General features: G+C 37.3%; 24 protein-coding genes. 12 read left to right on the top strand and 12 right to left on the bottom strand.

The features are described 5' to 3' along the window. Positions 1-142: 142 nt before the first annotated feature. Together mnmA and ACN1CD_RS05510 are read left to right on the top strand one after the other, a co-directional pair. A complete protein-coding gene (mnmA, locus tag ACN1CD_RS05515; protein ID WP_419129321.1) occupies positions 143-1234 on the top strand; it encodes a tRNA 2-thiouridine(34) synthase MnmA in 1092 nt (363 codons plus the stop codon). A 142-nt stretch (positions 1235-1376) separates the two neighbouring features. Further along, entirely contained in the window at positions 1377-3194 is a 1818-nt protein-coding gene (locus ACN1CD_RS05510; RefSeq protein WP_419129320.1) for a glycoside hydrolase family 15 protein, read from the top strand. An 11-nt stretch (positions 3195-3205) separates the two neighbouring features. Here ACN1CD_RS05510 and ACN1CD_RS05505 read toward each other — a convergent pair whose 3' ends face one another. The 7 genes from ACN1CD_RS05505 to ACN1CD_RS05475 form a co-directional block, all read right to left on the bottom strand. Next, a complete protein-coding gene (locus ACN1CD_RS05505; protein WP_419129319.1) occupies positions 3206-3976 on the bottom strand; it encodes an SDR family NAD(P)-dependent oxidoreductase in 771 nt (256 codons plus the stop codon). Between the two features lie 28 nt (positions 3977-4004). Next, on the bottom strand, positions 4005-5090 hold the full coding sequence (locus tag ACN1CD_RS05500; RefSeq protein WP_419129318.1) for an AI-2E family transporter: 1086 nt from the start codon (positions 5088-5090) through the stop codon (positions 4005-4007). Positions 5091-5145: 55 nt separating this feature from the next. Next, complete coding sequence (locus ACN1CD_RS05495; RefSeq protein ID WP_419129317.1) at positions 5146-5361, bottom strand: hypothetical protein; 216 nt, start codon at positions 5359-5361, stop codon at positions 5146-5148. Positions 5362-6091: 730 nt separating this feature from the next. Continuing rightward, positions 6092-6601: a sigma-70 family RNA polymerase sigma factor gene (locus ACN1CD_RS05490; protein ID WP_419129316.1), complete on the bottom strand. Its 510-nt coding sequence runs from the start codon at positions 6599-6601 to the stop codon at positions 6092-6094. Positions 6602-6684: 83 nt separating this feature from the next. Then, positions 6685-7335, bottom strand: a complete 651-nt coding sequence (locus ACN1CD_RS05485) for a response regulator (protein ID WP_419129315.1) — start codon at positions 7333-7335, stop codon at positions 6685-6687. A gap of 56 nt (positions 7336-7391) precedes the next feature. Then, entirely contained in the window at positions 7392-8462 is a 1071-nt protein-coding gene (locus ACN1CD_RS05480; RefSeq protein ID WP_419129314.1) for an ATP-binding protein, read from the bottom strand. Positions 8463-8542: 80 nt separating this feature from the next. Next, complete coding sequence (locus tag ACN1CD_RS05475; protein ID WP_419129312.1) at positions 8543-8938, bottom strand: response regulator transcription factor; 396 nt, start codon at positions 8936-8938, stop codon at positions 8543-8545. 520 nt (positions 8939-9458) lie between these two features. Here ACN1CD_RS05475 and ACN1CD_RS05470 point away from each other — a divergent pair. The 8 genes from ACN1CD_RS05470 to ACN1CD_RS05435 all read left to right on the top strand — a co-directional run bounded on the left by ACN1CD_RS05470 (position 9459) and on the right by ACN1CD_RS05435 (position 20661). After that, the gene (locus ACN1CD_RS05470; RefSeq protein WP_419129311.1) at positions 9459-9806 is read left to right on the top strand and encodes a hypothetical protein; all 348 of its coding nucleotides are present in this window, start codon (positions 9459-9461) and stop codon (positions 9804-9806) included. 181 nt (positions 9807-9987) lie between these two features. After that, positions 9988-10587: an RNA polymerase sigma factor gene (locus ACN1CD_RS05465; protein WP_419129310.1), complete on the top strand. Its 600-nt coding sequence runs from the start codon at positions 9988-9990 to the stop codon at positions 10585-10587. A 77-nt stretch (positions 10588-10664) separates the two neighbouring features. Continuing rightward, entirely contained in the window at positions 10665-11831 is a 1167-nt protein-coding gene (locus tag ACN1CD_RS05460; protein WP_419129309.1) for a FecR family protein, read from the top strand. Positions 11832-11890: 59 nt separating this feature from the next. Then, a complete protein-coding gene (locus ACN1CD_RS05455; RefSeq protein ID WP_419129308.1) occupies positions 11891-15523 on the top strand; it encodes a SusC/RagA family TonB-linked outer membrane protein in 3633 nt (1210 codons plus the stop codon). Between the two features lie 12 nt (positions 15524-15535). Continuing rightward, positions 15536-16963 (top strand): RagB/SusD family nutrient uptake outer membrane protein, encoded by a 1428-nt coding sequence (locus ACN1CD_RS05450; protein WP_419129307.1) that lies wholly within the window; start codon positions 15536-15538, stop codon positions 16961-16963. Between the two features lie 14 nt (positions 16964-16977). After that, complete coding sequence (locus ACN1CD_RS05445; RefSeq protein WP_419129306.1) at positions 16978-19410, top strand: zinc-dependent metalloprotease; 2433 nt, start codon at positions 16978-16980, stop codon at positions 19408-19410. Continuing rightward, a complete protein-coding gene (locus tag ACN1CD_RS05440) occupies positions 19407-19940 on the top strand; it encodes a DUF3347 domain-containing protein (RefSeq protein WP_419129305.1) in 534 nt (177 codons plus the stop codon). Before ACN1CD_RS05445 ends, ACN1CD_RS05440 begins: the two co-directional genes overlap by 4 nt. 550 nt (positions 19941-20490) lie before the next feature. After that, a complete protein-coding gene (locus ACN1CD_RS05435) occupies positions 20491-20661 on the top strand; it encodes a hypothetical protein (RefSeq protein WP_419129304.1) in 171 nt (56 codons plus the stop codon). Between the two features lie 35 nt (positions 20662-20696). On the opposite strand, the gene ACN1CD_RS05430 is transcribed toward ACN1CD_RS05435, so the two are convergent. Then, positions 20697-21212 (bottom strand): DinB family protein, encoded by a 516-nt coding sequence (locus ACN1CD_RS05430; protein ID WP_419129303.1) that lies wholly within the window; start codon positions 21210-21212, stop codon positions 20697-20699. A 220-nt stretch (positions 21213-21432) separates the two neighbouring features. Between ACN1CD_RS05430 and ACN1CD_RS05425 the strand changes: the two genes are divergently transcribed. Continuing rightward, positions 21433-22251: a hypothetical protein gene (locus tag ACN1CD_RS05425; RefSeq protein WP_419129302.1), complete on the top strand. Its 819-nt coding sequence runs from the start codon at positions 21433-21435 to the stop codon at positions 22249-22251. A gap of 153 nt (positions 22252-22404) precedes the next feature. On the opposite strand, the gene ACN1CD_RS05420 is transcribed toward ACN1CD_RS05425, so the two are convergent. Beyond that, on the bottom strand, positions 22405-23481 hold the full coding sequence (locus ACN1CD_RS05420; protein ID WP_419129301.1) for a calcium:proton antiporter: 1077 nt from the start codon (positions 23479-23481) through the stop codon (positions 22405-22407). Positions 23482-23860: 379 nt separating this feature from the next. Next, positions 23861-24343 (bottom strand): hypothetical protein, encoded by a 483-nt coding sequence (locus tag ACN1CD_RS05415; protein ID WP_419129300.1) that lies wholly within the window; start codon positions 24341-24343, stop codon positions 23861-23863. Positions 24344-24675: 332 nt separating this feature from the next. On the opposite strand from ACN1CD_RS05415, the gene ACN1CD_RS05410 reads away from it, so the two are divergent. Then, the gene (locus tag ACN1CD_RS05410) at positions 24676-25179 is read left to right on the top strand and encodes a hypothetical protein (RefSeq protein ID WP_419129299.1); all 504 of its coding nucleotides are present in this window, start codon (positions 24676-24678) and stop codon (positions 25177-25179) included. Positions 25180-25362: 183 nt separating this feature from the next. Here ACN1CD_RS05410 and ACN1CD_RS05405 read toward each other — a convergent pair whose 3' ends face one another. Next, the gene (locus ACN1CD_RS05405; RefSeq protein ID WP_419129298.1) at positions 25363-25755 is read right to left on the bottom strand and encodes a response regulator transcription factor; all 393 of its coding nucleotides are present in this window, start codon (positions 25753-25755) and stop codon (positions 25363-25365) included. A 42-nt stretch (positions 25756-25797) separates the two neighbouring features. Continuing rightward, complete coding sequence (locus ACN1CD_RS05400) at positions 25798-26562, bottom strand: DeoR/GlpR family DNA-binding transcription regulator (protein WP_320462754.1); 765 nt, start codon at positions 26560-26562, stop codon at positions 25798-25800. Between the last annotated feature and the right edge of the window lie 49 nt (positions 26563-26611).

Here is a 26611-nt window from a genome sequence, read left to right as displayed (position 1 = left end):
TTAAAAAAGGTTTTATATGTGTTCTGGCTGGTGGGCCACTAACCACGGGTTCGGGTTAATCCGTTCCCTTTTTACAACGAACTGACTTGCTTCAAATAATTTCAAATAAATAAACCTTATTTTTGCAACCTATAATTAAAAAATGAGTAAACACGGTAGAATTCTGGTTGCCATGAGTGGCGGGGTTGATAGTTCGGTAGCGGCTGTAATGTTGCATGAGCAGGGTTATGAAGTGATTGGATTAACCATGAAGACCTGGGATTATGCAACTTCTGGTGGCAGCAGCAAGGAAACAGGTTGTTGCTCATTGGATAGCATTAATGATGCCCGCACACTTGCCGTAAATTATGGTTTTCCTCATTATATTTTAGATATTCGTGATGAATTTGGAGATTATGTAATCGATAATTTTGTTGATGAATACCTGGCAGGAAGAACACCAAACCCTTGTGTACTTTGTAATACCCACATTAAATGGGAAGCTTTATTAAAGCGTGCCAATAAACTGGATTGCGAATTTATCGCCACAGGACATTATGCCAATATCCGTCAGCAAGACAGTGGAAGATATGTAATTTCTAAAGGTAAAGACGAAAATAAAGATCAGTCTTATGTACTTTGGGGTGTTTCTCAGGAAAACCTTTCCCGTACAAAGTTTCCATTAGGCAGTTTTGCAAAATCTGAAATCAGACAAATGGCTTTGGATATGGGACAGGAAGAACTCGCAAAAAAATCAGAGAGTTATGAAATCTGTTTCGTGCCTGATAACGATTACCGTGCCTTCTTAAAACACAAGGTTGAAGATTTGGAAGATCGTGTAGCAGGTGGTAATTTCATCCTGAGCAACGGGATGATTGTTGGTCAGCATAAAGGTTATCCGTTCTATACCATTGGTCAGCGTAAAGGTTTAGGAGTTGCTTTCGGCGAGCCAATGTTTGTGACGCAGATCTTACCGGAAAGTAATACGGTAGTTTTAGGCAAAGCAGATGAATTGGAGCGTGAAGAGGCGATGGTTCGTAATATCAACCTGATTAAATATGCCAGTATTGAAGAACCTATGAATGATGTGATTACCAAAATCCGTTATAAAGATGCAGGTATGTTAAGTACTATTGTGCAAGAAAAGGATAGAATGCGTGTGGTTTTTGATCATAATGTTTCTGCAATTGCACCCGGACAATCGGCTGTATTTTACGAAGGAAATGATTTACTAGGTGGTGGTTTTTTAGTTTAAATACCCCTTTAAGAAATACAAATCCTGGCTAGCGATGGCCGGGATTTTTTTGTTTACTCCTATTCAAACTAACACCAAACAAAAAACCAAAAAGTTACTTTATTAGATATAACTTATTTAAAATTTAATTTTTTCGCACTTTATGAATCATACCAAGAGACCATTTCAACCGATAGAAAACTATGGCATTATCGGAAACCTTAAAACCGTAGCATTGGTTTCATTAAATGGTTCGATCGATTTTATGTGTGCACCAAAATTCGACTCACCTTCCGTATTTGCCACGATGTTAGATTCGCAAAGAGGTGGGTTTTGCGCCATAGAACCAGATTTAGAAAATCTCACAACCAAACAACTTTATTTTCCGGGAACAGCTATTTTGCTTACCAGATTTTTTTCAGATGATGGAATTGCAGAATTAACAGACTTTATGCCCATTGCAGAAGGAAATAAGTCTTCTGCCAGTGCCATCGTTAGGCAAGTTAAAACGGTGAGGGGAAGCATAAAATTCAAATTTAGTTGCATACCCAGGTTTGGTTATTCAGAAAGCGATTATGAAGTGATTAAAGAAAATGATCAACTTATTTTTAGCTGTAAAAAAGAAGGATTGAATATCAAAATTTCTGCAGATGTGCCTTTGGTGGTCAGAAAACAAAATGGATATGCAGAATTTATGCTCGAGGAAGCAGAAACTGCTACAATTGTTCTGGAATTTTTAAAACCAGATGAGCAAGGCAAAGAACTTTCTTTCTATGCAGATAATGCCTACCACGAAACAAAAGAATTTTGGGTAAAATGGATCAATAAAACCAGCTATAGTGGCAGGTACAGTGAATTAATCAGGCGTTCTGCCATTACACTTAAGTTACTGACTTCGGCAGAATTTGGTTCTGTGGTGGCTGCGCCTACTTTTGGCTTGCCCGAAGCACTTGGTGGCAACAGAAACTGGGATTATCGTTTCACCTGGATTAGAGATGCTGCCTTTACCATGTATGCCTTCTTATCGCTTGGTTTTTATGACGAAGCAACCGCATTTATTGATTGGATATTCGGCCTTTGCCAAAATATTGACCTACAGCTTATTTACAAGATAGATGGTAATCCAGATATTGATGAGAAAGAGCTTAAACATTTTGAAGGCTATCGCGGATCAAAACCTGTCCGGGTAGGAAATGCGGCATCGCAACAGGTTCAGATTGATATTTATGGCGAATTAATCGATACCATTTATATCTACAACAAATCTTATAAACCAATTACCTATCAATTCTGGACATTAATTGAAAAACAGATTGCGCAGGTAATAAAAAACTGGAAAAAGCCCGATCACGGAATCTGGGAAATCAGAAGTGAGGAGAAAGAATTTTTGCATACCAGGCTGATGTGCTGGGTGGCCATGGATAGGGCAATCAAAATCGCAGAACATCGCTCCTTCCCTTATCCTGAACAAGAATGGCATGAAATAAGAAGCGAGATTTATAACGACATTTACCACAATTTCTGGAATGAGAAACTAGGTGCCTGGGTGCAATACAAGGGTGCTAAACATGTTGATGCAAGTGTGATGCTGATGCCTTTAACACACTTCATTTCGCCTATGGAACCGCGCTGGCTATCAACCATGAAAGTAATAGAAAAAGAATTATTATTAGATGTGTTGGTTTACCGATATAGAAATGGGTTCAAGAAAATAGATGGTTTGGAAGGTGAAGAAGGAACATTTAACATGTGCTCTTTCTGGTATATCGAATCACTGGCAAAGAGTGGGGAATTAGATAAAGCGGTAGAATATTTTGAGAAGATGATTAGCTATTCTAATCATCTTCTGCTTTTCAGTGAGGAACTAGGTAAAAAGGGTGAGCATTTAGGTAATTTTCCACAAGCTTTTACGCATTTGGCATTAATTAGTGCTGCTGTAGAGTTGAATAAACAAATCAGCAGACAAACCGGAAAAGACTAAATGCAAAGCACTTATTGTTCTTCGTAATGATAAGTTAATCCGCCGTCTACGTAATAGGTTGATCCGGTAACGTAGGCGGCATCATCTGATGCCAGGAAAGCAACTACACCCGCTACATCTTCAACAGTTCCCATTCTCCTTAATGGTATGTTACCAATTACTTTTTCTAACTGTTCCTTATTATCCAAAAGATCTTGATTAATTGGTGTCGTAATGGCGCCAGGAGCCACATTATTCACTCTAATACCTAATGGGGCAAGTTCAGAAGCCAGGTTACGTGTCAACATTTTTAAGCCACCCTTACTTGCACAATACGCAGCAAAATGAGGGAAAACGATTTCTTCATGAACTGAACTCATATTAATAATAGTTCCTTGTCGTTTTTCTTTCCTACAATAATTAACAAAAGTCTTGATCCCGAAAAACACCCCCTTCAAATTGGTATCCATTACTAAATCATAATCTTCCTCGGTAACATCCCAAAAATCTGCTTTGGTTTCTAAGCCAGCATTATTAATCAGAATATCTAACGATCCAAAAACTTTAATCGCATCATCTACCAGCTTAATTACCTCTTTCGTTTTACTTACATCGGCTGCTAAAAACTCGGCTCTCCTCCCCATGGCTTTAATCTCATTGATTAATTCTTCCCCCCGCTCATCAAATTTTCTTCCATTCAGAATGATATCCGCACCTTCCTTAGCCAGGCGCAGCGCACAAGCTTCACCAATACCTTGACTACTTCCTGTAACTAATGCTATTTTATTTTTAAAACGATCCATATTATGCTATTTATTAATGTGATTTAAGCTATTTTGAATAAATAATTTCTTCTATTCTTTGATCCATTTCCGGGTCTTCCGGAAGTTTTTTCAGGTAGAACTCCTCATAAAAGGCTTTTATAATGGCTGCCATAGGCGTTGCCAAAAGTGCACCCGTTAAACCAAAGGCAGCACCCATGGCCAGCAACATCACTAATGATGAAACCGGATGGATATTCATGGTAGATGATCGAAGTTTTGGCATTAAAAAGTCAGATACCAGTTCATTCAATAATAAAAAGAATAACAGGCACCAAAAGGCCGTTAACGGACTGATCGAAAGGGCAACCAATGTTGGAGGGATAGCCATGATGTAGAAGCCCAGCTTAGGAATTAACTCCGAAAAGAAAGCAAGTGCCGCCCAAACCAGGGCGCCAGGCACATTAATAATACTTAAAAAAGCATATACCAAAACAGACTGAATTGCTCCGCCAATCAGGTTCGATTTCATCCAGCCCACCAGCATGATGGTAGTATGCTGCATCGCATTTTTTGCACTTTCCCGTTTTCGCGGTTGAAAAAGAGAAAGATATAATTCTACTATTGGTTGAGGATGGGTAACGTAAAATACAACCAGACAAACGAATACGATAAATAAAAATATTCCACCAATCAGGCCAAATGAAAAATTACCTAACCCGATAATCGTTTTGCCTACCGATGGCATCGCAGATCCGATAGAAACGCCACTATCCTGAATCTCCCGGTTAAACTCCGGATAATTTTTTAATGTAGAGGCTATGTGATTGGATGCAGAGGTATAATAAGTAGGCAAATTGCTAATTAAAACATCCAGCTGATTGGTAATGTGTGGCACAATTAACCATCCTAAACCAATACTCAATCCGAAAATAATAATGAAAATGATCAAACTGGCCAACCAGCGCTTCATTCCTCTCTTTTCAAATCTGCTTACCGGCGCACTAATGATAATGCCTAAAACTAAAGCAAAAATAACCAGCAATACAATAGAGATAATTTTAAACGTAAAAAACAGCAGCAAAGTTAATCCTGTAATGTATAGAATAGTAGATTTTATAGTTTCGAAAAGGCGATTGTGTTGAGGTAAACTCATTTGGCTGTATGATTTATTTATTTTACGGTCAAATTATTGGTAGAAGACTGTTATTTCAAACAAGTACTATCTTCTCTACAGCATCCGTATCCTCACATCGAATAAAGAGCACCTTGGGATGACTTAAGTTTTTAAAGCGGGATTTTAGCTTGGCAATAAAACTTTTAGAATCGGTTTCTTTCACCAGTGTAATGGCCAGTGCATCAGCATTACCCCTCACCTCAATAATTTCAGTTGGATAAACTTCCCTGAGCTCACTTGTAAATTCCATATTTAAGAAACCAACGTAACTGCTTAAAGTTTGATTTTGACGATTAAATATCCTGGAGAAAAAAAAGAAGTCACCTATCTTGGTAGATCCTGAATCAAGTTCAGGAGGACGATTCTTTGCAAAAGTGATTTCTTCGAGCAATGTACTAACCAATTCGTCATGCTGACCTGTAGCGCAGCGGAAAGCTACGCAGTAAATTTAGTTCAGCACCTATCCAGGTAAGATCCTGAATCAAGTTCAGGAAGACGATTCGTCGCAAAAAGGGAGTTCTTCGAGCGATGCACTATCCGATTCGTCATGCTGATATTTAGTTCAGCACCTATCCAGGTAAGATCCTGAATCAAGTTCACTGTTGTCCGGTTAAAGTTTAAACGATCCATTAAATCCTTTAAATCAAGCTAAAAAAGCTGTTTTTATCTCATTTTTAAAAGGTAAGCCCATTGTTTTATAGGTTTCCTAAAAATCTTGCACTAATTCGGCTGTCCGGTAAAAAACTATCATTTTCAGAGGTTTTAATATTTTAAACCGCTCATAGCTTCCATATCCTGCAAAATATTATTTTGGTTAAGGAATATTGCAGCCATTTGTGATTAGGCTGTCCGGTAAAAATTTGTTCAAAAAGTTTTACCGGACAACAGTGAATCAAGTTCAGGAGGACGATTCGTCGCAAAAAGGGATTTCCTTGAAGGATGACATTTCGAATTTATAATACAGCTCCTTTTCCGTTTAATTAAGACCGGTGCATATGCAACATTTTCTTCAGCATTTCTCTCGCTACGAAGATCCTCGTTTTAACCGTGCCAATCGGGATTCCTAGTTCTTGTGCTATTTCTTCATATTTATAACCCTCAAAATGCTTTTTAAAACAATAAGCAGATTGAGCTGGAATTAAATTTAGCGCCTTATTAATGTCGTCTAACAAGAATTTTGCTCTGTCTGTGTTTTCAGCTCCATTTGGGGCTTCAGCATTAATGGCATCAAGATTATCCTCCAGCGAAATAGCACCTTTATTTTTCTCCCTGTGATAGTGATTAAGAAAAGTGTTTTTTAGAATGGTAAATAACCAACCACGCAAATTATTTTCTGTTTTTAAACGTCCGGCAAAACGAAAAGCTTTAATGAAGGTTTCCTGAACTAAATCATTTGCAACATCATCATCATGCGTATAGGCAAAGGCCCTCTCAGTGAGTACCTTTCTAAAGCAATAAATCTCGTCTTTAAAATCAACTTGTCTTTCCATGTGTAGATAGGTATGATACTATCAATAAACATCGGAGCTATAAAGTTGTTGATGCTAAAATTACGTGGATTTTTACTGAATTATTAACTTACGTAACCATTAAGTACAGCATAGCGAATCAGCGCAGCAGAATTTTTAGCACCAGTTCTATCAATTAATGCCTGGCGGATACCTTCAACAGTTCTTCTACTTAGAAAAACCTGCTCAGCAATTTCCTGATTAGTCATTCCATTTGCAATGAGCGCTAAAACCAATTGTTCCCGTTCAGAAAGTGCCAATCGCTGTACCCCTTTTTCGGGCATATTAGTAAGCTGGTGGTTGAAACGTTCTAACACGCCAATACTTAACTCTGAGGATAAATAACGCTTTCCGCTAACCACATGCCGCAGTGCAAAAAGGAGTTCCACTTCATCAACATCTTTAGATAAATAGGCTCTTGCACCTGATACAAAAGATTTTGCCGCGTATTTCTCATCTTCTAAGATCGAGAGCATTACAACGTTAATTTCCGGATTTATTAACCGAATCTCCGCAATCATTTGGATTCCATCCATTTCAGGCATATTAACATCTGTAAGCACGATATCTGCCTTTGTTCCACATTTTAAAAGTTCTAAAAGCTTATGTGCGCCATCTACCGCTGCCACTACTTCTAAATCAGAATGTTGTTTTAACAACACCTGTAAAGATCTTCTTACAATTTGATGGTCTTCTACTAGTATAATCTTAATCATATATTTTTATTAAAACGGCCTGAAAAATTACCAGACCAAGAACATTCACCTGAATGTTATTTTGGCAGTGTGATGTAAAACACTGTTCCTTTGTTTAATTCGGTTTCAAACCAAATATCGCCTCCATGCAAATCGACAATTGCTTTGATAATCCCCATTCCCAGTCCATGAGATTCCTCCCCAATCAATCCACGTTTCATTCCTTGTTCTGCCCTGTCGAAAAGTGAAGACCTCAATTCTACAGGAATTCCACTACCGTTATCACTCACCGTAATAAGTACATTTTCTTCCTGATCCTCAGCCGAGAGCATAATTTCACCTTGATCTTTGGTAAACTTAATGGCGTTAGAAATTAAGTTGTTCAACACCTGGAGAAACTTCATACTATCCAGACGGATGTAAATCCGTTCTGATTCACATTTAAAAGAAAAGTGCTTTACTTCTTTTAAACGAGATCTTCTGTAGAAACGAATCAGGTCACGAAATTCCCAAACCAGATCAACACGTTCCTTTTTTATCTCAACCTCCGAAGATTTTAAAAATTCTTTATTAATTAAGCTTCTCACCATCTTCATGTTACGCTCGCACATTTCAATAATAAAAGCCAATCCTTCCGAAAGGTATTCTTCACTTTTCTGTTGAATGCCGTTCGCCATTGATGATGCAGCAAGCTTCATCATCCCGAAAGGTTCTTTTAAATCATGAGAAAGCACTTCAAGTGCAATGTTTTTACGGTTATTGATCTGTTCGATATGTATTTTATTGTGCCTATCTATGGTAATATCTTCTACTATACCACACAGGGCCTCATTTCCCGCACCTTCAACCGGCCCAATACTTACTTTGAGATACCTTTCATCTTTACCATTCAGCAACAATCGGAACTCGTATTTTTTAAATACTTTATCTGATGAAATTTCCTGAAAACAATATCCCACCAGAACCTGATCATCCGGATGCACCAAATCAAATAAAATGGTAGGCGATTGCGAGATCTCTTCCGGTTTTAAACCCCAGATTGTAGCTAATGAGGTATTGAAGTACAGAAATTTGCAATCAATCACATCATAAACAAAATATCCATCAGAAGATTGCGCGCCTAGTTGATAAAAAAGATCTTGTTGCATTACGTTATTTGTTTTGGTCGTATATGTAGCCCACCAATAAGTTGACTGGCATAAACCAAACAACCAGTTTCAAAAAATGTTTACGCAGGCAGATTTAGTAATACGCCTTGCCTTTTAAGAATCAATTTTTCAACCGTACTTTCAAGATAAGATATATCAAAAGGCTTCGTTATCAGTAATTCATGACCACAATCAAGGTCTTCTTCTTTAATGATAGCTGCAGACAATAAAATAATGGGTACGTTAGCAAGCGCAGGCAAACGTTTTAGATTTCGACAGATTTCCCGACCATCTTCTACACCAAGCACAATGTCGAGCATAATTAGATCGGGCTTAAAATCATCAACTAAAGTTTCGATGTTAATGATATCAGCAATAGTCTTGACGAGATAGTTTGTTTTGTCGAAAATAAATGGAATCATCTCGCGGATGCTTTCATCATCATCGATAAGCAATAGATGTTTAAGTTGGCGCATAATTTAAAAGATCAAATCTATAGATAATTCACTATGAGCCTATAAGTATATGTACGTGTATTTCACGCAAAAAGTGTAAAAAATTAACTACAAGGCACTTTTTATTATTGATAGACGAGTAAAACAAACATGCATTTTAAGGTATTGTGAAATAATTTTAGAACTGGAAGTATCCTTTGCGAAGATTCTGAACCCATTCAGAAACACACGCAAACTAACTGATTAAAACTGGCATTATTTTTTACCGAAGATTTGGACTCAACGCTGTATGTAAATAATGAGAATCAAATCATCCGGATGTAAAAGGATAAATTTGTAGAATCAAGGTTTAGGAAATTCAAAAAATAAACCTCATATACAGTTTTTTGTACGTAAAAAAATTTAAAATGATTCCTAATAACAAAACACTAAAACCTAATCTGTTGATTATCAAATCATAGCTTCTATATGTTTACACTTTCTGGAAAATGTTAGAAAATAAAGTCTGATTATTTAAAATCAGGAAACTACTTTTGCTCGAATGTTATCCCAATACCAAATCTTATTTTATTTTGAAGGCGAAGGATTAGTGATCTTGGAGCTAAAGCGAAATGACATGCCGGAAGGTTCAGATCTATCGGAAATTTTCCATTGGCTTTATCTGGAAAAACAGTCCCAGTCACTTATTAAACTTTGGTTTCGATCGCTGGATTCATCAGCTGATATTGAAGAACGCTTTTTTGAACAAGGCTACTTAAAATTCAACATGAGAGAAGCTACTTTTATCGAAAAATATAATTCTGCTCAACATAAACTCATCAAACATGAAGTGAGTGTAGTAAGTGAAGAAATTCATGATATGATTAAAAATTACCTCAAACAACCATAACATTTTTCATTCCCTGCTTTTAAAGGCTATAAATTTCTAGGCTATAGTGGATTATTTAAACAATAAACCTGTTAAGTGTGAATTCTCCAGGCAAAAACTAAAGACTTATCTTAAATAAATTTAAATTTGTTTTTATTAATCCTCCACCAGCCAACTAAATATCCAGAAAAAGCAAAGCGAGATGCTTAAGAATGACTTAGAGAATGAAAAGCAATGGATATCTCAACTTAAAAATGGAGATAAACATGCTTTTGAAGTGATCTATAGCCATTACTGCAATAGTATTTATTCAAAGATTTTAAAAATGACTAAAGACGAATCAATTGCTGATGATTTGCTTCAGGATATTTTTGTTAAAATTTGGGAACGTAAAGAAAGCATTGTAGAGGAATACTCATTTAAAGGCTGGATTTACAAAATCGCGGAGAACAGTGTTTTTGATTATTACCGTAAGTTGAGTCAGGATGTTAAACTCCGCTCACAGTTAATCATCACTTTTGCCGAAATCTATGAGCAAACTGAAGATTATCTATTTGATCAGGAACGAAACAAAATTCTAACTGAGGCCATTCAGCAATTGCCAACCCAGCGCCAAATCATTTTTAAACTATGTAAACTGGATGGAAAAAGCTATGCTGAAGTAGCCGAAATGCTTGGCATTAGCTCATCAACCGTAAGCGGACAAATGGTAAAGGCAATGAAAGCCATTAAAGACCATGTATTTTATAATTCCAGGGAATTTCTTGTTTTTTTCTTAGCTATATACTTCAGAAATCGCTAAAGAGTAAAATATTTTCATTTTTTTTTATTTCAGAGTAGTGTTTTTTTAGGGTTTGTGCGTATAGCATTAAATACCTTATGGAAAAAGACACCAAAATCAACAAACTATACCATCGTTTCTTAAATAATGAGGCAAGTGCTACAGAACTTGTGCAATTATTAGATTATTTTAAGGAGACCGATGAACAGGAACTGCGCAACCTGATTCTGCAAGCACTACAGGAGATCCAGGATGATCAGCTTGATGCCAAAAGAGCTAGCCACCTGGCAAATTTATCAGTTGCCATTATGAATAAAATCGGGCAGACGGATGCAATCGAACAACCCGCCTCGAAACCCTTATTCTTCAAGTTAACCCGTTCTAAAATTTTCAAAATCGCAGCAAGTATTGCCATTATTGCCTTTTTGGGTTATCTGGCAAACAGCTCCCTTAAAGTTGATCAGCAGATTAAACCTGGCGGAAACTATGCCACCCTTATAAATGCGGAGGGCAAAGAGTTCGATTTAAGCGATGCTAATCCCCTACCTGCCTCTGAATGCTGTGTAAGTATTACCAAAACCAATGATGGCAGAATTATTTATACGGCAACAGCTAACGCAGGGCAAATGCCAAATACCGTTAATAAAATTACCACGCCAATGGGCGGACATTATAAAATTACTTTATCTGATGGTAGTTTAGTGATGCTCAATTCAGGCTCCAGTCTGGAGTTTCCGGTTGGCTTCAACGGTTCGCAGAGAAAAGTAAAGTTAACTGGCGAAGGATATTTCGAGATTACTAAAAATGCTGAAAAACCTTTTATTGTAGAAGCCGGAACGAATGAGGTTGAGGTATTGGGTACGAAGTTTAACATCAGCAGTTATGATGACGACCAGATCTGGAGCACCACCTTACTGGAAGGAAAAATCAGGTTCAAAGATAATAAACAGTATACGACCACATTAAAACCAGGAGAACAGCTTCATGTTGAAAATGGCAAGGCTGCGCTAAAAAACATTGATGCAGAAGAAGCAATGGCCTGGAAAGATGGAAAATTCATTTTTAAAAATGAAGATCTGGCGACCGTAATGCATAAAATCAGTCGCTGGTACAATGTTGAAGTAGCCTATAACAAATTACCAGATCGTCGTTTATACGCCAAAATAAGTATGGATGCCAGCTTAAATGAGGTATTGAGAATGATCTCGCTTACCAGCAATCTTAAATTTAAAGTGGAAGGAAGGAGGATAACCTTGATCGAATAAATCATCAACCGAAAAGCACTACCTACAACTTATTAAATCAAACCAACCAAACCTTATAGATGACAATTTTTACTTACTTGCCCAGGCACTGGCAAAAATTAACCAAACGTGCCGCAGGAATACTATTATTTGTTTTTACATCCCTAATCATCAATCAAAAAGTGCAGGCACAAACGGGCACTTATTCATTCACCTTCAATAAGACATCGCTTGAAACCGTAATTGCCGAGGTTACTAAAAAAACTGGTTATGAATTTATTTTCGATGCCAGTTACCTCAGAGAAGCTAAACCCGTAACAATCGAAATTAAAGCCGCTACCGCTAAGCAGGTTTTTGATGCCATTTTTAAAGGCCAGAATTTTAACTATGAAATTAGCAACAAAACTATTATCCTTAAACCCGTTGTAAAACAAGCAGAAAGTGCAGCCAAATATACCATCAGTGGCCAGGTGATTGATAGTCTTGGCACTACAATACCGGGCGTAAATGTTAGGATAAAAGGCACAAATAATGGTGTTCAAACTGATGGTGATGGCCGTTTCAATATTGAACTGCAACCGAAAGACAAAGTACTTTTATTTGATTACATCGGCTATAAGGAACGAGAATATACTTTAGGTTCAAATGCAGCAAATAGTAAAATAAGCATCGTTTTAAGTTCTAACGCGAATTTACTGGAAGAAGTTTTTATAAATGGTTTTCAGCAGATTAGTAAGGAGCGAAATACCGCAACCTACACCGTTATCGATAATAAAAAGTTAAATGAGCAAGTAAACGTAGATCTTTTAACAGCCCTGGAAGGCCGGGTTCCTGGTTTAAATTATGTAAAAAACAAAAATGGCGCAGATGATGATAAACCTAGATTACGTGGCATCAGCACCATGACCGCGCTGAATGAAAGTGCTCCCCTCATCGTAATTGATGGTTTGCCTACAGAATTTACCCTGGCAGAAATTAATCCCTATGATATAGAATCCATAACTGTACTACGGGATGCAGCCGCATCATCCATATACGGTGCAAGATCATCAAACGGTGTTATTGTCTTAACCACGAAGCAGGGAAAGGGAAATAATGTAAAAATCAGTTTAAATGCAGATTTATTTATTACCGAAAAGCCAGATTTAAGCAGTATGCACTATGCATCAACCAGCGATCTTATTGATTTTGAAACTGCGGTTTATAATGCAGAACGATCCAGGTATGCGAATACAGAAAGTATGTTTGCTGCTTATGGAGATATCAATAACGGATTATTAAAATATTATTCACCTCTTTACCAGTTGTACCGCAACCAGGCTAACGGTAGTTTGAGTGCAGATCAGGTAAACAGTACTTTGAATCAATGGCGCAATAACGATTATATAAATCAATATTCAGATAACGTTTGGCAAAATGAAATCAGGCAACGTTATAACCTTTCATTGAGTTCTGCTGCAGGCAAAACAAATACTTACTTTTCACTTAATTATGATGAAGGTCAGGAAAGGATAGTTAACAACAAAAACCAAAGCATCAATTTAAATTTTAAAACCACCTACAACTTTAAAAAATGGCTTGTCGCCTCCTTTGGTATAAACGGTACCTATGTAAAAAATGATGCTGCAGATAACTCCTACAACAATATCAATCTTCAGGAACGTTATGCCAGAATTTTAGATGAAAATGGCAACCGGGTTACTACAGATCACATCAGTTTAGTTGATGGTTTTGTTGGCGCCGGACAGATAAATGCCGCTGCGCTGGCTAAAGTAAAATCCAATAGTGAATTCAAATCTTTTGGTTTTAACATTCTGGATGCATTGGATGAGGGAATCGTTCAAACAAAAGTATTTAAACTAAGAAGTTTTGCAAATCTACAAGCCACAATTTTTGATGGTTTAACATTAAGTTCACAATTCCAATATGAAAACACGAGTTCCAAAGAAGAATCATATTATTCTGCTGAAAGCTACAAAATGCGTTATGCCTATAATATGTTTACAAGTTATAATGCGACCACATCCAGATATGTTCATAATTTACCCAACGGTGGTCGTTATAAACAATTTGATGAGTCTAGAAACCGATATACGTTCCGAAATCAATTAAGTTTTAACCGTGGCTTTGGCGCTAAAAAAGAAGAACATTACATCTCGGCAATTGCCGGATTAGAAATTCGCCAAACACAGGCAGACAGGCCTTTAGAATCTATTCGTTATGGATATGATCCTCAAATTTTAAGTTCCATAAATTTAGATAACAATTCATTAAACACCACCGGCATTTCCAGCTATTTCGGCGGCACCAGAACATTGGGATTAGTAAGCAGGGTTCAGGACCAAATTAAACACAGGTTTGCCTCACCTTATGCCAATGCCAGCTATACCTACCTGGGTAAATACAACTTAACCGGTAGCATAAGGGTAGATAAAGCCGACTTATTTGGTGTAGATGCTGAATTTAAAAACAGGCCACTTTGGTCTGCAGGTGCAGGATGGAATGCCAGTAGTGAAGATTTTATCAAGAACATCTCCTGGATTAACCTTTTAAAGGTTAGGGCTACTTATGGAATTAACGGAAACATAGATCAAACCACCAGTAAATACCTAAATGCTTCACGCCGGGCAGATGGTCTTTTTCCATCGCTAACCTATACCAATATTTTATCGTTACCCAATCCTAAACTGAGGTGGGAAAAAAGTGCAACCACTAATTTTGGCATCGATTATGCCTTATTAAACAGCAGATTAACCGGAAGTATTGATTTATATAATAAAGAAAGTACCGATTTATTAGTGACTACCGATTTAGACCCAACTGTTGGTACAAATACCATCGCACTAAACAATGGGGCACTACAAAACCGTGGTATTGAAATTTCACTAACCGGAAACTGGCTTAAAACAGATGACTGGAACTTTAGTACCACACTTATTTACGCTTATAATAAGAACACCATTAAAGCAGTAAATAACGCGACTACATCTTTGGCCAGTTACATTCAGTCGCCTACCAATTATTTTTTAGCCAATACAGCTTACAATACCATGTATGCTTACCGATATGGAGGAATGATTAATGGCTACCCTTATGTACTGGATCAGAACGGCCAGTCGAACGTAACCTTTGATGCTAGTGGTACGGCAACTGTTGTGAGAGGAATTACCAGCACAGATGCATTGGTAAATGTTGGTCAGATAGACCCGAAATATAACGGATCAGTTTCTCAACGGATTAGTTATAAAAACTTCGAATTTGGTGCTTTATTCATTTACTCTGGCGGTAATGTATTACGTAAAGATGTAACCGATTTTATCTCAACAACTGCAACTGATGAGGATATTAGCAGGCGATGGAACAGTGCAGGAACTTCTGATCTACCTCGCTTATTGATAGATTATCCTCAAAATTTACTGAATAGAGCAAACGTTGCAATGTCACTCTCCGATTATTACAGGTATTCAGACTTGCAAATTTTGGATGCCAGCTATATTAAACTTCGGAATATCTCACTTTCTTATAACCTTCCATCAGAAATATCTTCGAGACTAAAATTAGGATCAGTAAAATTTACTGCACAGATCAATAACCTGTGGTACTGGAGTGCAGCGGGCGATGATATTGACCCGGAAGCGTTTTCGCTGAACAGTGGAACAAGATCATACAGCATCCCAAAGTCATTTATTTTTGGTCTTAATGTTAATTTTTAATCAGTCTTTGACATGAAAAATATTCTAAAATACTTATTAATATTGCCGGTTATATTTACGTTATCTTGCAATAAATACACCGATATTGTACCAACAGGTGCACTTTTGGTACAATCTACTCAAGATTTTTACGACCTGGTTTCGTTGCCTAACCGCGGTTATCCAATCAACAACTTTCAATACCTGGTAGATGATATGTGGATGAAGGAATCCAATGTGATTGGCATCAATAAAAATATCGACATCATTAACTTCACCTTTGATGAAGCAGAAAGCCGTACCGATAGATTAACCTCATCATCATTTTATAACCAGGCGTACAAATACATTAACCGTTGGAACACAATCATTTCGCTTGTTGATGACAGTAAGGGCGATGCCAGCCTGAAAGCACTCGCAAAAGCTGAAGCCAAAATATTCCGGGCATATGATCATTTCTTACTCGTAAATACTTACGCTAAATCTTACGATCCGGCAACGGCAGCAACAGATGGTGGAATTTGCTTAATGGAAAAATACGATCTGGAAGCTGTGCCTGTAAAATCAACTGTAAAAGATGCTTATGATTTAATCCAACGGGATATAGACGAAGCCATTCCTTTTCTTCAGGTGCAACCGGTAGATGTATATCATCCGGGCCTGGCCTATGCCTGGGCGTTTAAGGCTAAGGTTCATTTATTTAGAAGAGAATATGCACAAGCCCGCGAGGCAGCAATAAAATCTCTTTCTTATAATGATAAACTTTTCGATATGGTTGAATACACCAAACAAGGTGGCCCAACTGTACTGCTCGTACCCGCTGCAAATAACCCTGAAGTATTAAGCCATCAATATATGACGGGCTACACTGAAATGAGCTTCGGATACCAATACATCATCAGTCCGGAATTGAGAACGCTATTTGGCACCAATGATGCCCGTTTCAACTTATTCTTCAATACCACAAATGCTTCATTTCTAGATATTGGCTCGGGTACGGCATATCATTCAGTGGCATACACCCGTTTCTTTTATCCTACTGTAGGCATGAAAATACCAGAAACCTTCTTAATTCTTGCCGAAGCTTACGCCCGTGAAAACAAACTGACAGATGCCATTGCAACACTAAATAAACTTCGGGTAAAACGCATCACCTCAGGTACCGTGAATTTAGCTGTACCAGCAACGATTAAAGAAACAATGGATTTGGTTATTAACGAGCGTAGAAAAGAACTGCTCTTCGGTTTTAATCGTTTCTTCGACTTAAAGCGATTTAATACAGAAGCAGATTATGCCAAAACGGTGATTCGCAAATTCCCCCTCGTAAATAAAACGGTACCTCAGCAAACCTATACGTTAAAACCAAACTCCAGGTTATACATCATTCCGTTTGCACAAGATGTGATGAAGAAAAACCTTGCATTAACGCTTAATACTGATGAGATCATCAATTACAGATAGACTAAAACACACAAATGAAACAACTTTTTATCACCATATTATGTGCGCTCTCTCTTAATATTTTTGCACAGGAAAAAAAAGACTCCACACAAGTTAAAGCCACAATAGGAAGTTATGATAAAATTGCCACTAAAACAGCCATTGCTAAAAATGGCCTGTTTAAGGTGATTAATAACGATAACAAATGGTATTTCGAAGTGCCAGATAGTTTGCTAAACCGATACCTTTTAACGGTAACGCGTTATGTAAGTACGCCACAAGGCTTAGGTAATTTTGGCGGAGAAGAAGTAAATGAACAAACCCTTTATTTTGAAAAAGGCTTTGGTAATAAGCTCTTTTTACGCGCTGCGATTTACAAGCAGGCAGCTAAAGATGAAAATTCTGCTATTTACAAAGCGCTGTCTACATCTCAGGAAAATCCGATTGTTGCTGCCTTTGATATTAAGGCTAAAAATCCGGAAACCGGTAGTGCTGTAATTGATGTAACCGATCTGTTTAAAAAAGAAAGTCCGGTGGTATCGATTCCTCCGACAGTTAAAACCGATAAAAAGTTAGGAAGCCTCACCGATGATCGTTCATTTATAGAAACAATTAATACCTACCCCATCAATATCGAGATTAAAACCACCAAAACGTATGGAGTATCTGGCCCGGGAACTTCTGCTGCCGCAGGCACAGGTAGTGTTACCTTACGCTTAAATACCTCGATGGTTTTATTACCTAAAGTACCGATGCAAAAACGTCTGGCAGATGAACGGGTGGGTTATTTTAACAATAAATACATTTTATTTGATGAAGATAAACAACGGGCACAGGCACAATATTTCATCCAACGGTACCGCTTGGAACCAAAGACTAAGGATTTAGCCAAATACAAAAGAGGTGAATTGGTAGAGCCGCAAAAGCAAATCGTTTATTATATCGATCCGGCAACGCCGAAAAAATGGCGCCCCTACCTTATTCAGGGGATTAACGATTGGCAAAAAGCATTTGAACAGGCTGGTTTTAAAAATGCAATTGTTGGTAAAGAATGGCCTGAAGGTGATACGACGATGAGCCTGGAAGATGCCCGATATTCTGTAATCAGGTATTATGCATCAGAAACACCGAATGCTTATGGCCCCCGCATCAGCGACCCAAGAAGTGGTGAAATTATCGAAAGCCATGTGGGCTGGTACCATAATGTAATGAAGCTGGTGCAGAACTGGTACATGATTCAGGCTGGAGCCGTTGATCCAAGAGCCCGCAAGATGAACCTTGATGATGAATTAATGGGCCAGTTGATCCGCTTTGTATCTTCTCATGAAATAGGGCATACCATTGGCTTAAAGCACAATATGGGCGCCAGTAGCCAAACACCTGTTGAAAAATTGCGTGATAAGAAATGGGTTGAGGCCAACGGACATACCGTTTCTATTATGGATTATGCCCGTTTTAATTATGTGGCACAACCAGAAGACCACATCTCGCCTGCAGGAATTTATCCGAGAATTGGCGACTATGATAAATGGGCCATTGAATGGGGATATAAAAATATTTTCAATACCAAAGATGAATTTGAAGAGAAGGAAATTCTGAATAAACTTATTATCGAACGCTTAAAGGCAAATCCAAGGTTGTGGTTTGGTGGTGAAGGAAAAGATCAGGACCCAAGAAGTCAGACGGAAGATTTGGGTGATGATGCCATAGCCGCGAGCGATTATGGAATTAAAAACCTCCAAAGAATTGCACCAGAATTAGTAAGCTGGACTTATGAACCCGGCGATATGTATGATAACCTTAAGGAAATGCACAAGGCATTAAAGGGGCAATACACTAAATATCTTTATCATGTGATGAAGAATATCGGGAACAGCTACATTACTACAAGAAGTGCTGATGAAGCTGGTGTAGTAGTTACAGAAGTTCCGGCGGCAAAGGTAAAAAGAGCGGTTGGCTATCTTGATCGGCAGTTGTTTAACCCACCCCTATGGTTATACCCGAAAAATATTACCGATAGACTCGAAGCTAAGCCGATGGAAGAAATTTCAGAGCAGCAGAACCAGATTTTAAACACGCTGTTAAGTCCTGGTATATTGTATAATCTTGGCCAAAAAGCCTTAATGAGCCAAAACCCATACCCGGTTCAGGAGTTTTTAAATGATTTAGGGGCAACTACCTGGCATCAATTTTCTGGCGACCAGGTTAAAGATACCTACCTGCGGAACTTGCAACGCGCATACCTGGAAAAGTTAGCGAGATTAATTAATCCAAAGGATGTGGAAGATGGAAAGGCAATGACCCTTTTTCAGCGAAGCGATGTGAAACTGGAAGCCCTCGCGCATATTCAAAAAATAAAATTAAAAGTTACGCAACTCATTCCGGTTACTACAGGCATCAACCAGACACACCTGGAAGATCTGCTGTTAGAGATCAATAAAATCATCAATAAAAACAATAAATTATGATTAGAAAATACACCCTGATGTTAATCGCATCTTGCTTCTACCTGGGCGCCTTGGCACAAACCAGTTCTAAAACAGAAGTAGCGACGCCAGAATTGGTTGCGCAAAGAGAACTTACCAAAAAAGATGTAGTAGAGAGTTATCTGCAAATTAAACAGGCATTAATTGTATCAGACTCCCTTAAAGCAGCATCATCTGCCACACAATTTGTTAATTCATTAACAAAATTCAAATTCAAAAAACTTACCCTGGAAGAAATGAACAATGCTACGGGTACAAGAGCAGCGTTGAAAGAATTAGCTAAAATTGTATCCTCAACCCATAACATTACCAAACAAAGAAAGGCTTTTGTAGAAATGACCGATCATTTCTGGAAAATAGCAGATAAGGTGAAACCATTAAATACCCCTTTGTTTTTACAAATGTGCACCATGACAGGCGAAACATGGGTAAGTGATCAGGAAAAAATTGAAAACCCGGTCTATCCGAAAAACATGCTAACCTGTGGGATGATAAAAGCAAAGCTTGATTAATTTTATAATCCTAGAGTTAAGAAACTGTTAATTTTTTCAATGAATTAAAAACTTTTTTTATTAGTACTGTTAAATCAATTAGTTAAAAATACATCGATGAACCAAGGTAGAAACACTAAGAGAGTGGATGATTCTAATAGATTGGTTGCATATACCATCTTATCAGGAATCTTGATACTCTTGTTTATGGCGATGATCAGATAAAATTAGTATTGAAGTTATATCCCTAATAAACTTCGATGAGTCACATCCTATGATTAAACAATAAAAGCTTCGCAAACCGCTGAGCTTTTATTGTTAATACCTATAATTATGTCCAGATAACTTTTTAAATCACGATTCCCATCCTTATCACATAAGTTCGATTAATAATATGTATTAAAATACCATTTGAACATTTTAATTTTTTAATCACCCCGCCCTTTGGGCATCTTCCGATGAATTATATACACAAATAGGCAACAAACCAATTATTTTTTCATTGTAGATTTGCTTTAGAAATATTTTTTCACTAAATTGACATTATTAATCACCATTTAATCAGAATGTTATGAAAAATATTTCGATCTTCATTGTAGCTTGTCTGATTTCAATCGCATCTGCCCTTTTTTCTAAAACCATAGCCGCACCAGAACTTGGAATATCTACTATTCTACTGGTTTTCGGAATGGCGACCTGGTATTTCATCAACCGCCACAACCGCACCATTCAAAATAAGTGATTATAACTATTTAATTAAATCAATTTTTTAAAAAGTTAAATTCCATTATTCTTAACAACTGCTACGGTAACCATGAGTTGACCCAGATGTCTCATCGTATGTTCTGCCGCATGAAAAAGTAATCCAATAACTGTTGAAGGCAGACCTGCCCTACCAATTCCCCTATAATCTGTTAAGGTTGATTCTTCAGTGTGTTTGATTTGTTTAAGTGCGTGATCTATCTGAACATTAAACCGATTAAGCAGATCAGCAACGGAAAGCCTTTCGGTGGTATCTTTTCCCTCCTCATACAATTGGCTAAATTGAAATTCGGAAAGACCTTCAGCCCGTGCATAAGTAAATACCCGATCGAGCACGCCACTCAAATGCTGAAGGTGAAAACCTGCAGATGCCAGGCCAGCGGGACGAATCCAAAGCAATTCATCAGGAAATTCATGCAGATATTCATTAAGTTCTTCCCTGGCTTGTAGCAACGCATGGGCCACTGGCTGAAGTAAAGGTGGAATTTCTGGTAACAATCCTCTTTGCCAAACTTCTGTTTCTTGTGTCATATTATATGGTTGTAGATCAAAAATAAACTAAATTTTGTTAATTGTTCAGGTCTCATTATCTCTAGCTTGAGTCATTTGCTTTGTTTATGATCTGGTATGTTCAAGTGATTAATTTACTGATATAAAAGATTAAACAGCATAATACTTTAAATTGCCGAAAAGAATTAATGATGTCTTGATATAATTTTTTTAATTTTAAAGCCTAATACTATATTCCAGCATGTCTGTCAGTTCACTTTCGTCACAAGATTTTTCCAAATACCAAGAAGCAATTTCAACATCAACCAGTGCAAAAAAGAGCTTTTCCTCCATCACTGAACTATATGCACGTTTAGCCATTAATGAAGAAGAGCTGGAGGAGTTACAATTCGCAGCTGCGCTATCTGAAATTCAGATGCAACACGATTTGGAAAAAGATGGGTTTAGAAACGAGCACACTACCTTAAAAAGTGTTCGTAAAGCAATTGACGATAGAATTCTGGCAGTTGAGCAAAAACTATATCTGGGTCTTCCAGATGATCTTGCTGAAATGGATCGATTGATAGCGGAACAGGAAGCCATTGTAGCTGATCAGGAAGAACTGAACGAAAATGAACTTTCGCTTATGGAAAAAATGAGCCGGAGCGATATCAGTTATGGTAAAAAGCTGGCGGCGTTAGATCAGTCGAAATCTAATCGGGACCTGCCACTAAAAGAAAAACTGGAAAGACAACTCTCGCAAGTTGCGGTTGCCGAAAAGCAAAATACTTTCCGAACCGGTTTGTTTTCTATAGTGATCATGCTCCTCGTGCCGATTGTATTAGATTATATTGCTTTTCTTTTAGGCTTAAACGGAAAGGGCGATACACGACTTATTTTTTCGCATTATGTGTTCCTGATCTCGCTGATTGTTATTCAACATTTTTATGCAAATCAGATCAAAGAAAGAATTTCTAACTTCCTGGCGAAAAAACAGGGCGAAGTATTTTTAAAGGAAATTTCAGAGTCGCTCGAAGGCATTGAAAAGAACAAAAGAAAGTTAAGTAATGAACGCAGGTAAATTGGTATCGAATCAATTCTATAACTATGAAAAAAAATCAGGAACCTTCTTTCGAAAATTCCTGAATTGATATATCTTATAGTAGGAAATCGCTATTCCCTACTCACCCTCTTCCATCCTCCATCTTACATTTCCCATCATCCATAAACCTTCCTAAGGCACTACAGTATAAAATAAGTAAGAAGCGAAGATCACCAATAATACCACACCCTGCTGTACGTTCGTTTTTCCGGTCGCTAAAGAAAACATAATCGTGATCATAGCCAATAAAAGTAAAACAGTCGAGCTCATATCAATTCCCAATGTAATGGGCATTCCGAAGGCAATTGATACCCCCGCAACCGCAGGAATGGTTAATCCGATACTGGCTAATGCCGAACCCAATGCCAGGTTAAGACTGGTTTGCAATCGGTCAGCTTTTACCGCATTATAAGCAGCCAAACCTTCTGGTAATAATACAATAGCGGCAATGATCACGCCCACAACCGATTGCGGTGCCCCCATAGCAAGTACCATCACTTCAATATCTTTGGAAAGGTATTTTGCCAAGAGTACCACTGTAACCAGGCTAACAATTAATAGCAATAAGCTGGTTAAAGTAGTCGGCATATTTGGTGCTTCTACATGATCGTCTTCAGAATGAGAATCTTTAGGTAAAAAGTAATCCCTGTGTCTAACGGTTTGCATGAAAATAAATCCTCCATATAAAACCAACGATACAATGGAGACAAATATTAACTGGCTCACCGTATATTCTCCCATAGCACCACTAATGGTATAATTAGGTAAAATCAGTGTAAGCACTAAGATTGCTGCCAACGTAATTAGTGCTGCATTTACTCCCTGAAGTTTGTACAGTTGTTCTTTAAATTTGATTCCTCCACGCAAGAGGCATAACCCAACAATAGCGGTAAGAATGATCATCACCGCTGCGAAAACAGTATCTCTCGCCAATGCCTTGGTTGCGTCTCCACCAGCAAGCATAAGCGATACAATAAGTCCAACTTCTATCGTAGTAATGGCTAAGGCCAGAATGATAGTTCCGAATGGTTCTCCAACCCGGTGGGCAATAACCTCTGCATGATGCACCGAAGCGATCACACTACCAATTAATAAGCCAGCTAACAAAACTCTAAACCATATACCTGATTCTATTCCTGTTAAAAAGTACGCTGCAATTCCCAATATCGGGATCAGCATGGTCCATTTAGGTAGATCTATTTTTTTCATAAGTAAGATTAAGTTGCTTTACTAACAAAAAACTATATAGACGGTTTTATTAAATCGGAATCAGTAAATAAGGTACATGAGTGAAATTTGGTTTGAAATTCAGAAAATACACGGTATATTTATAACTCAAAGTTGTAAATATTGAATCTCTAATAAAAACTAAATCAAGAATTATGTTGTTTTACGCTGTTCCCTTATACCTTATCGTTTTTCTTGGCTGGCTGATTTATGCTGGCATGATTAAGAAAAATTTAAAACAAAACTTACCGATGGTTTATTTTGGTGGAGTATTCAGTATAATTTGGGTTGTAATCTTATTAGTTTCTATATAATATTTTATAAAGGGATCGCATTTTACATTATCCGTTGAGCAATCAATTTAATCCCATCCCACTGCATTTTTTTTCCAAACCGAAGGTTTTGCCTGTAGTGTAAAATCTTCAGAAAAATCATGACTGAAAACACGAAAGTTAATGGGCCATTCGTCTTTTAACAGGCCGGATACGAACCGCGAAAATATCCCTTCAAAACTTTTAAAACCAATCCCCGCTTTGCAAACCACCAGATACTCTTGATCAGATCTAGGTACCACTTCATGAATTTGCTTATTCCACCTCGACATCAACGCAGAAGATAAATCATTGAAATGCTGTTTATCAATAAATTTAACAATGTCGATAAAAAACTGATTAGCAAAATCTTCCCCGCTAAGCTGTCTCCATTGTCCTTCAAATTTATCCAGGCTCCCTAACAACTCCCCATTAAGTACTACACGCCATGGATCTTCAGGAGAAAACTGTATCACCTGATAAACCAAAACCTCGTCATTTGCCTTCGATAAAAAATACTCCAGTTCAATCATACAATATAAAAATCCCTAATCCTGTAAGTTTCAAATATAAGCGATAAATACTAAATTTAATAGCATTAAACACTGGTTTAATGCTATTAAATTTATATAGTCTTATTTTGTAGTCAGTTACATTAAGTCTTCACGAAAAAGATCAAAGCTAAATTTATTAGTCCTATTAGGAAAATTAGTTATTGATGAAGTTAGTAAATTATTTTTAATGCCGGGTTTATGTGCATTTGCAACCATTTGGCAAGTGTTTAATTCTTATATCTTCGTTACAAAAGAAATCTTGGCACAGCATTTGAATTTCAATTATTACACACAAATTAAATCTGATTATTATGAAAAAGTTATTAATCATTTCCGCGATTGTAGGGATCGTGTCTTTAACCTCAAATCAATCTAAAGCTCAGGTTAGCCTTAATGTAAATATCGGTAGTCAGCCTGCCTGGGTTCCTGCAGGTTATCAAAACGTAAATTATTATTATTTACCAGAAGTTAACTCTTATTACTATGTTCCACAAAGGCAATTCGTTTACCTTAACGGAAACCGATGGACAAGATCAAGAAACCTACCTAACCGATATAGAAGCTACGATTTAAACCGGAGTAGAAAAGTTGTTGTTTACGGAAACAGTCCATATCGAAGTTACAATACCCATCGTGTAAAGTATGCAAACCATTCCAGAGTTTACCGATCGTCTTACGGTGGTGGAAACCGCGTAATATACAGTGCTCCGGGAAGAAATTATTATAAAGCATATAAAGGAAGTAATAAACATCACGACCGTAGATTTAACCACTCGCCAGGAAGAGGCCACAGAGGCGGACACGGAAGACACTAGGAAACCTTATAAATCTCAATTATCAAAGTCGTTAGCATCATCTGGCGACTTTTTTTATTTGCTTTAGTTTTCGGATATCGGTATGATAAACTCATGAAAACCCTGAAAACAAAAAAAGCCGGAATATCTTCCGACTTTTAATTATGTTATACTCGCTTAGTATAATTAACCTACTAAGTTAAATTAAGCTTTTGCAGGCGCTTTTTCTTTACTAATTTTCAATTGAGCATTAATACGATCAAGCACGTCATAGATATCAAAAGGTTTGCTGATGTAATCATTAGCAAAAGCAGCAATAGCTTTTTGTTCGCTGTTATTCTGCGCAGACATTACAATAATTGGAATATGCTTGGTAAACATATCAGTTTTTAAATCTTCACATATTTCTGCACCGTTACCGTCAGGCAGCATCACGTCAAGTAAAAATAAATCTGGCATTGCATCCTGGATATTTTTTTTCAATTCTGCGAAAGATGATGATAATTGTAATTCAAACCCCTCCTCTTTCAATAGTATTTCAATTACATTTCTGATTTCCTGGTCGTCTTCTAAAATGTGTATTCGTTTAGTTTCCATATTCAAATTATATCGTTTTGGTTTCTTGCATAAAAATAAATTCTATACGATAGTTACTGTAACACCTAAACCCTCTAAATGTTTTACAATTTGTTCAGAAATTCCCTTATCCGTAATGATGTGGTCAATTTCCTCTAATCCGCAGATTTTCCCGAACCCTCGTTTCCCAAATTTTGTAGAATCGGCAAGCACAATGGTTTTCTGTGAAGCATTAATCATCTTGCGGTTTAAATGCGCTTCCATAGCATTGGTTGTGGTTAAACCAAAGTCTAAATCAATGCCATCAACACCGAGAAAAAGTTTATTAAAATAAAAATCCTGCAACACTTGTTCAGCATATGCCCCCATTACGGATGATGAACTTTTCCTTAAAATTCCACCCAGTTGAATGACATCTATATTAGGCTCACGCATCAATTCCAATGCAACATTAAGCGCAGAGGTTACTACGGTTAAATGTGTTGAAGGCGTAATATTTTTAGCAAAATAGTAAACCGTTGTTCCTGATGCAATCACAATAGAGTCGTTTTCATTTAACAAAGCAGCAGCGGCAATGCCAATTTTATTTTTCTCTGTTGACTGGATTTTCTCTTTTTCGTTTACAGGCCGGTCTACAGTATAAGGATTATTTACGGTGGCACCACCATGAGTTCTAAAAAGTAAGCTCTTATCTTCGAGGAGTTTTAAGTCCTTTCTTATCGTAACAGAAGACACTTTCAACTCCTTACATAAATCAACAACGTTGATGTATTGATCTTTTTGCAAGCGACTTAAAATAAACTGGTGCCTCTCAGCCAAATTCATCATAAACTTTATTAGTTAAGTATTTTGCAAAATAGCAAATAAAAAACGCTAT

The sequence above is a fragment of the Pedobacter sp. N23S346 genome (assembly GCF_048515415.1).
Lineage (GTDB): Bacteria > Bacteroidota > Bacteroidia > Sphingobacteriales > Sphingobacteriaceae > Pedobacter.
This window is presented reverse-complemented; position numbering and strand designations above follow the sequence as displayed.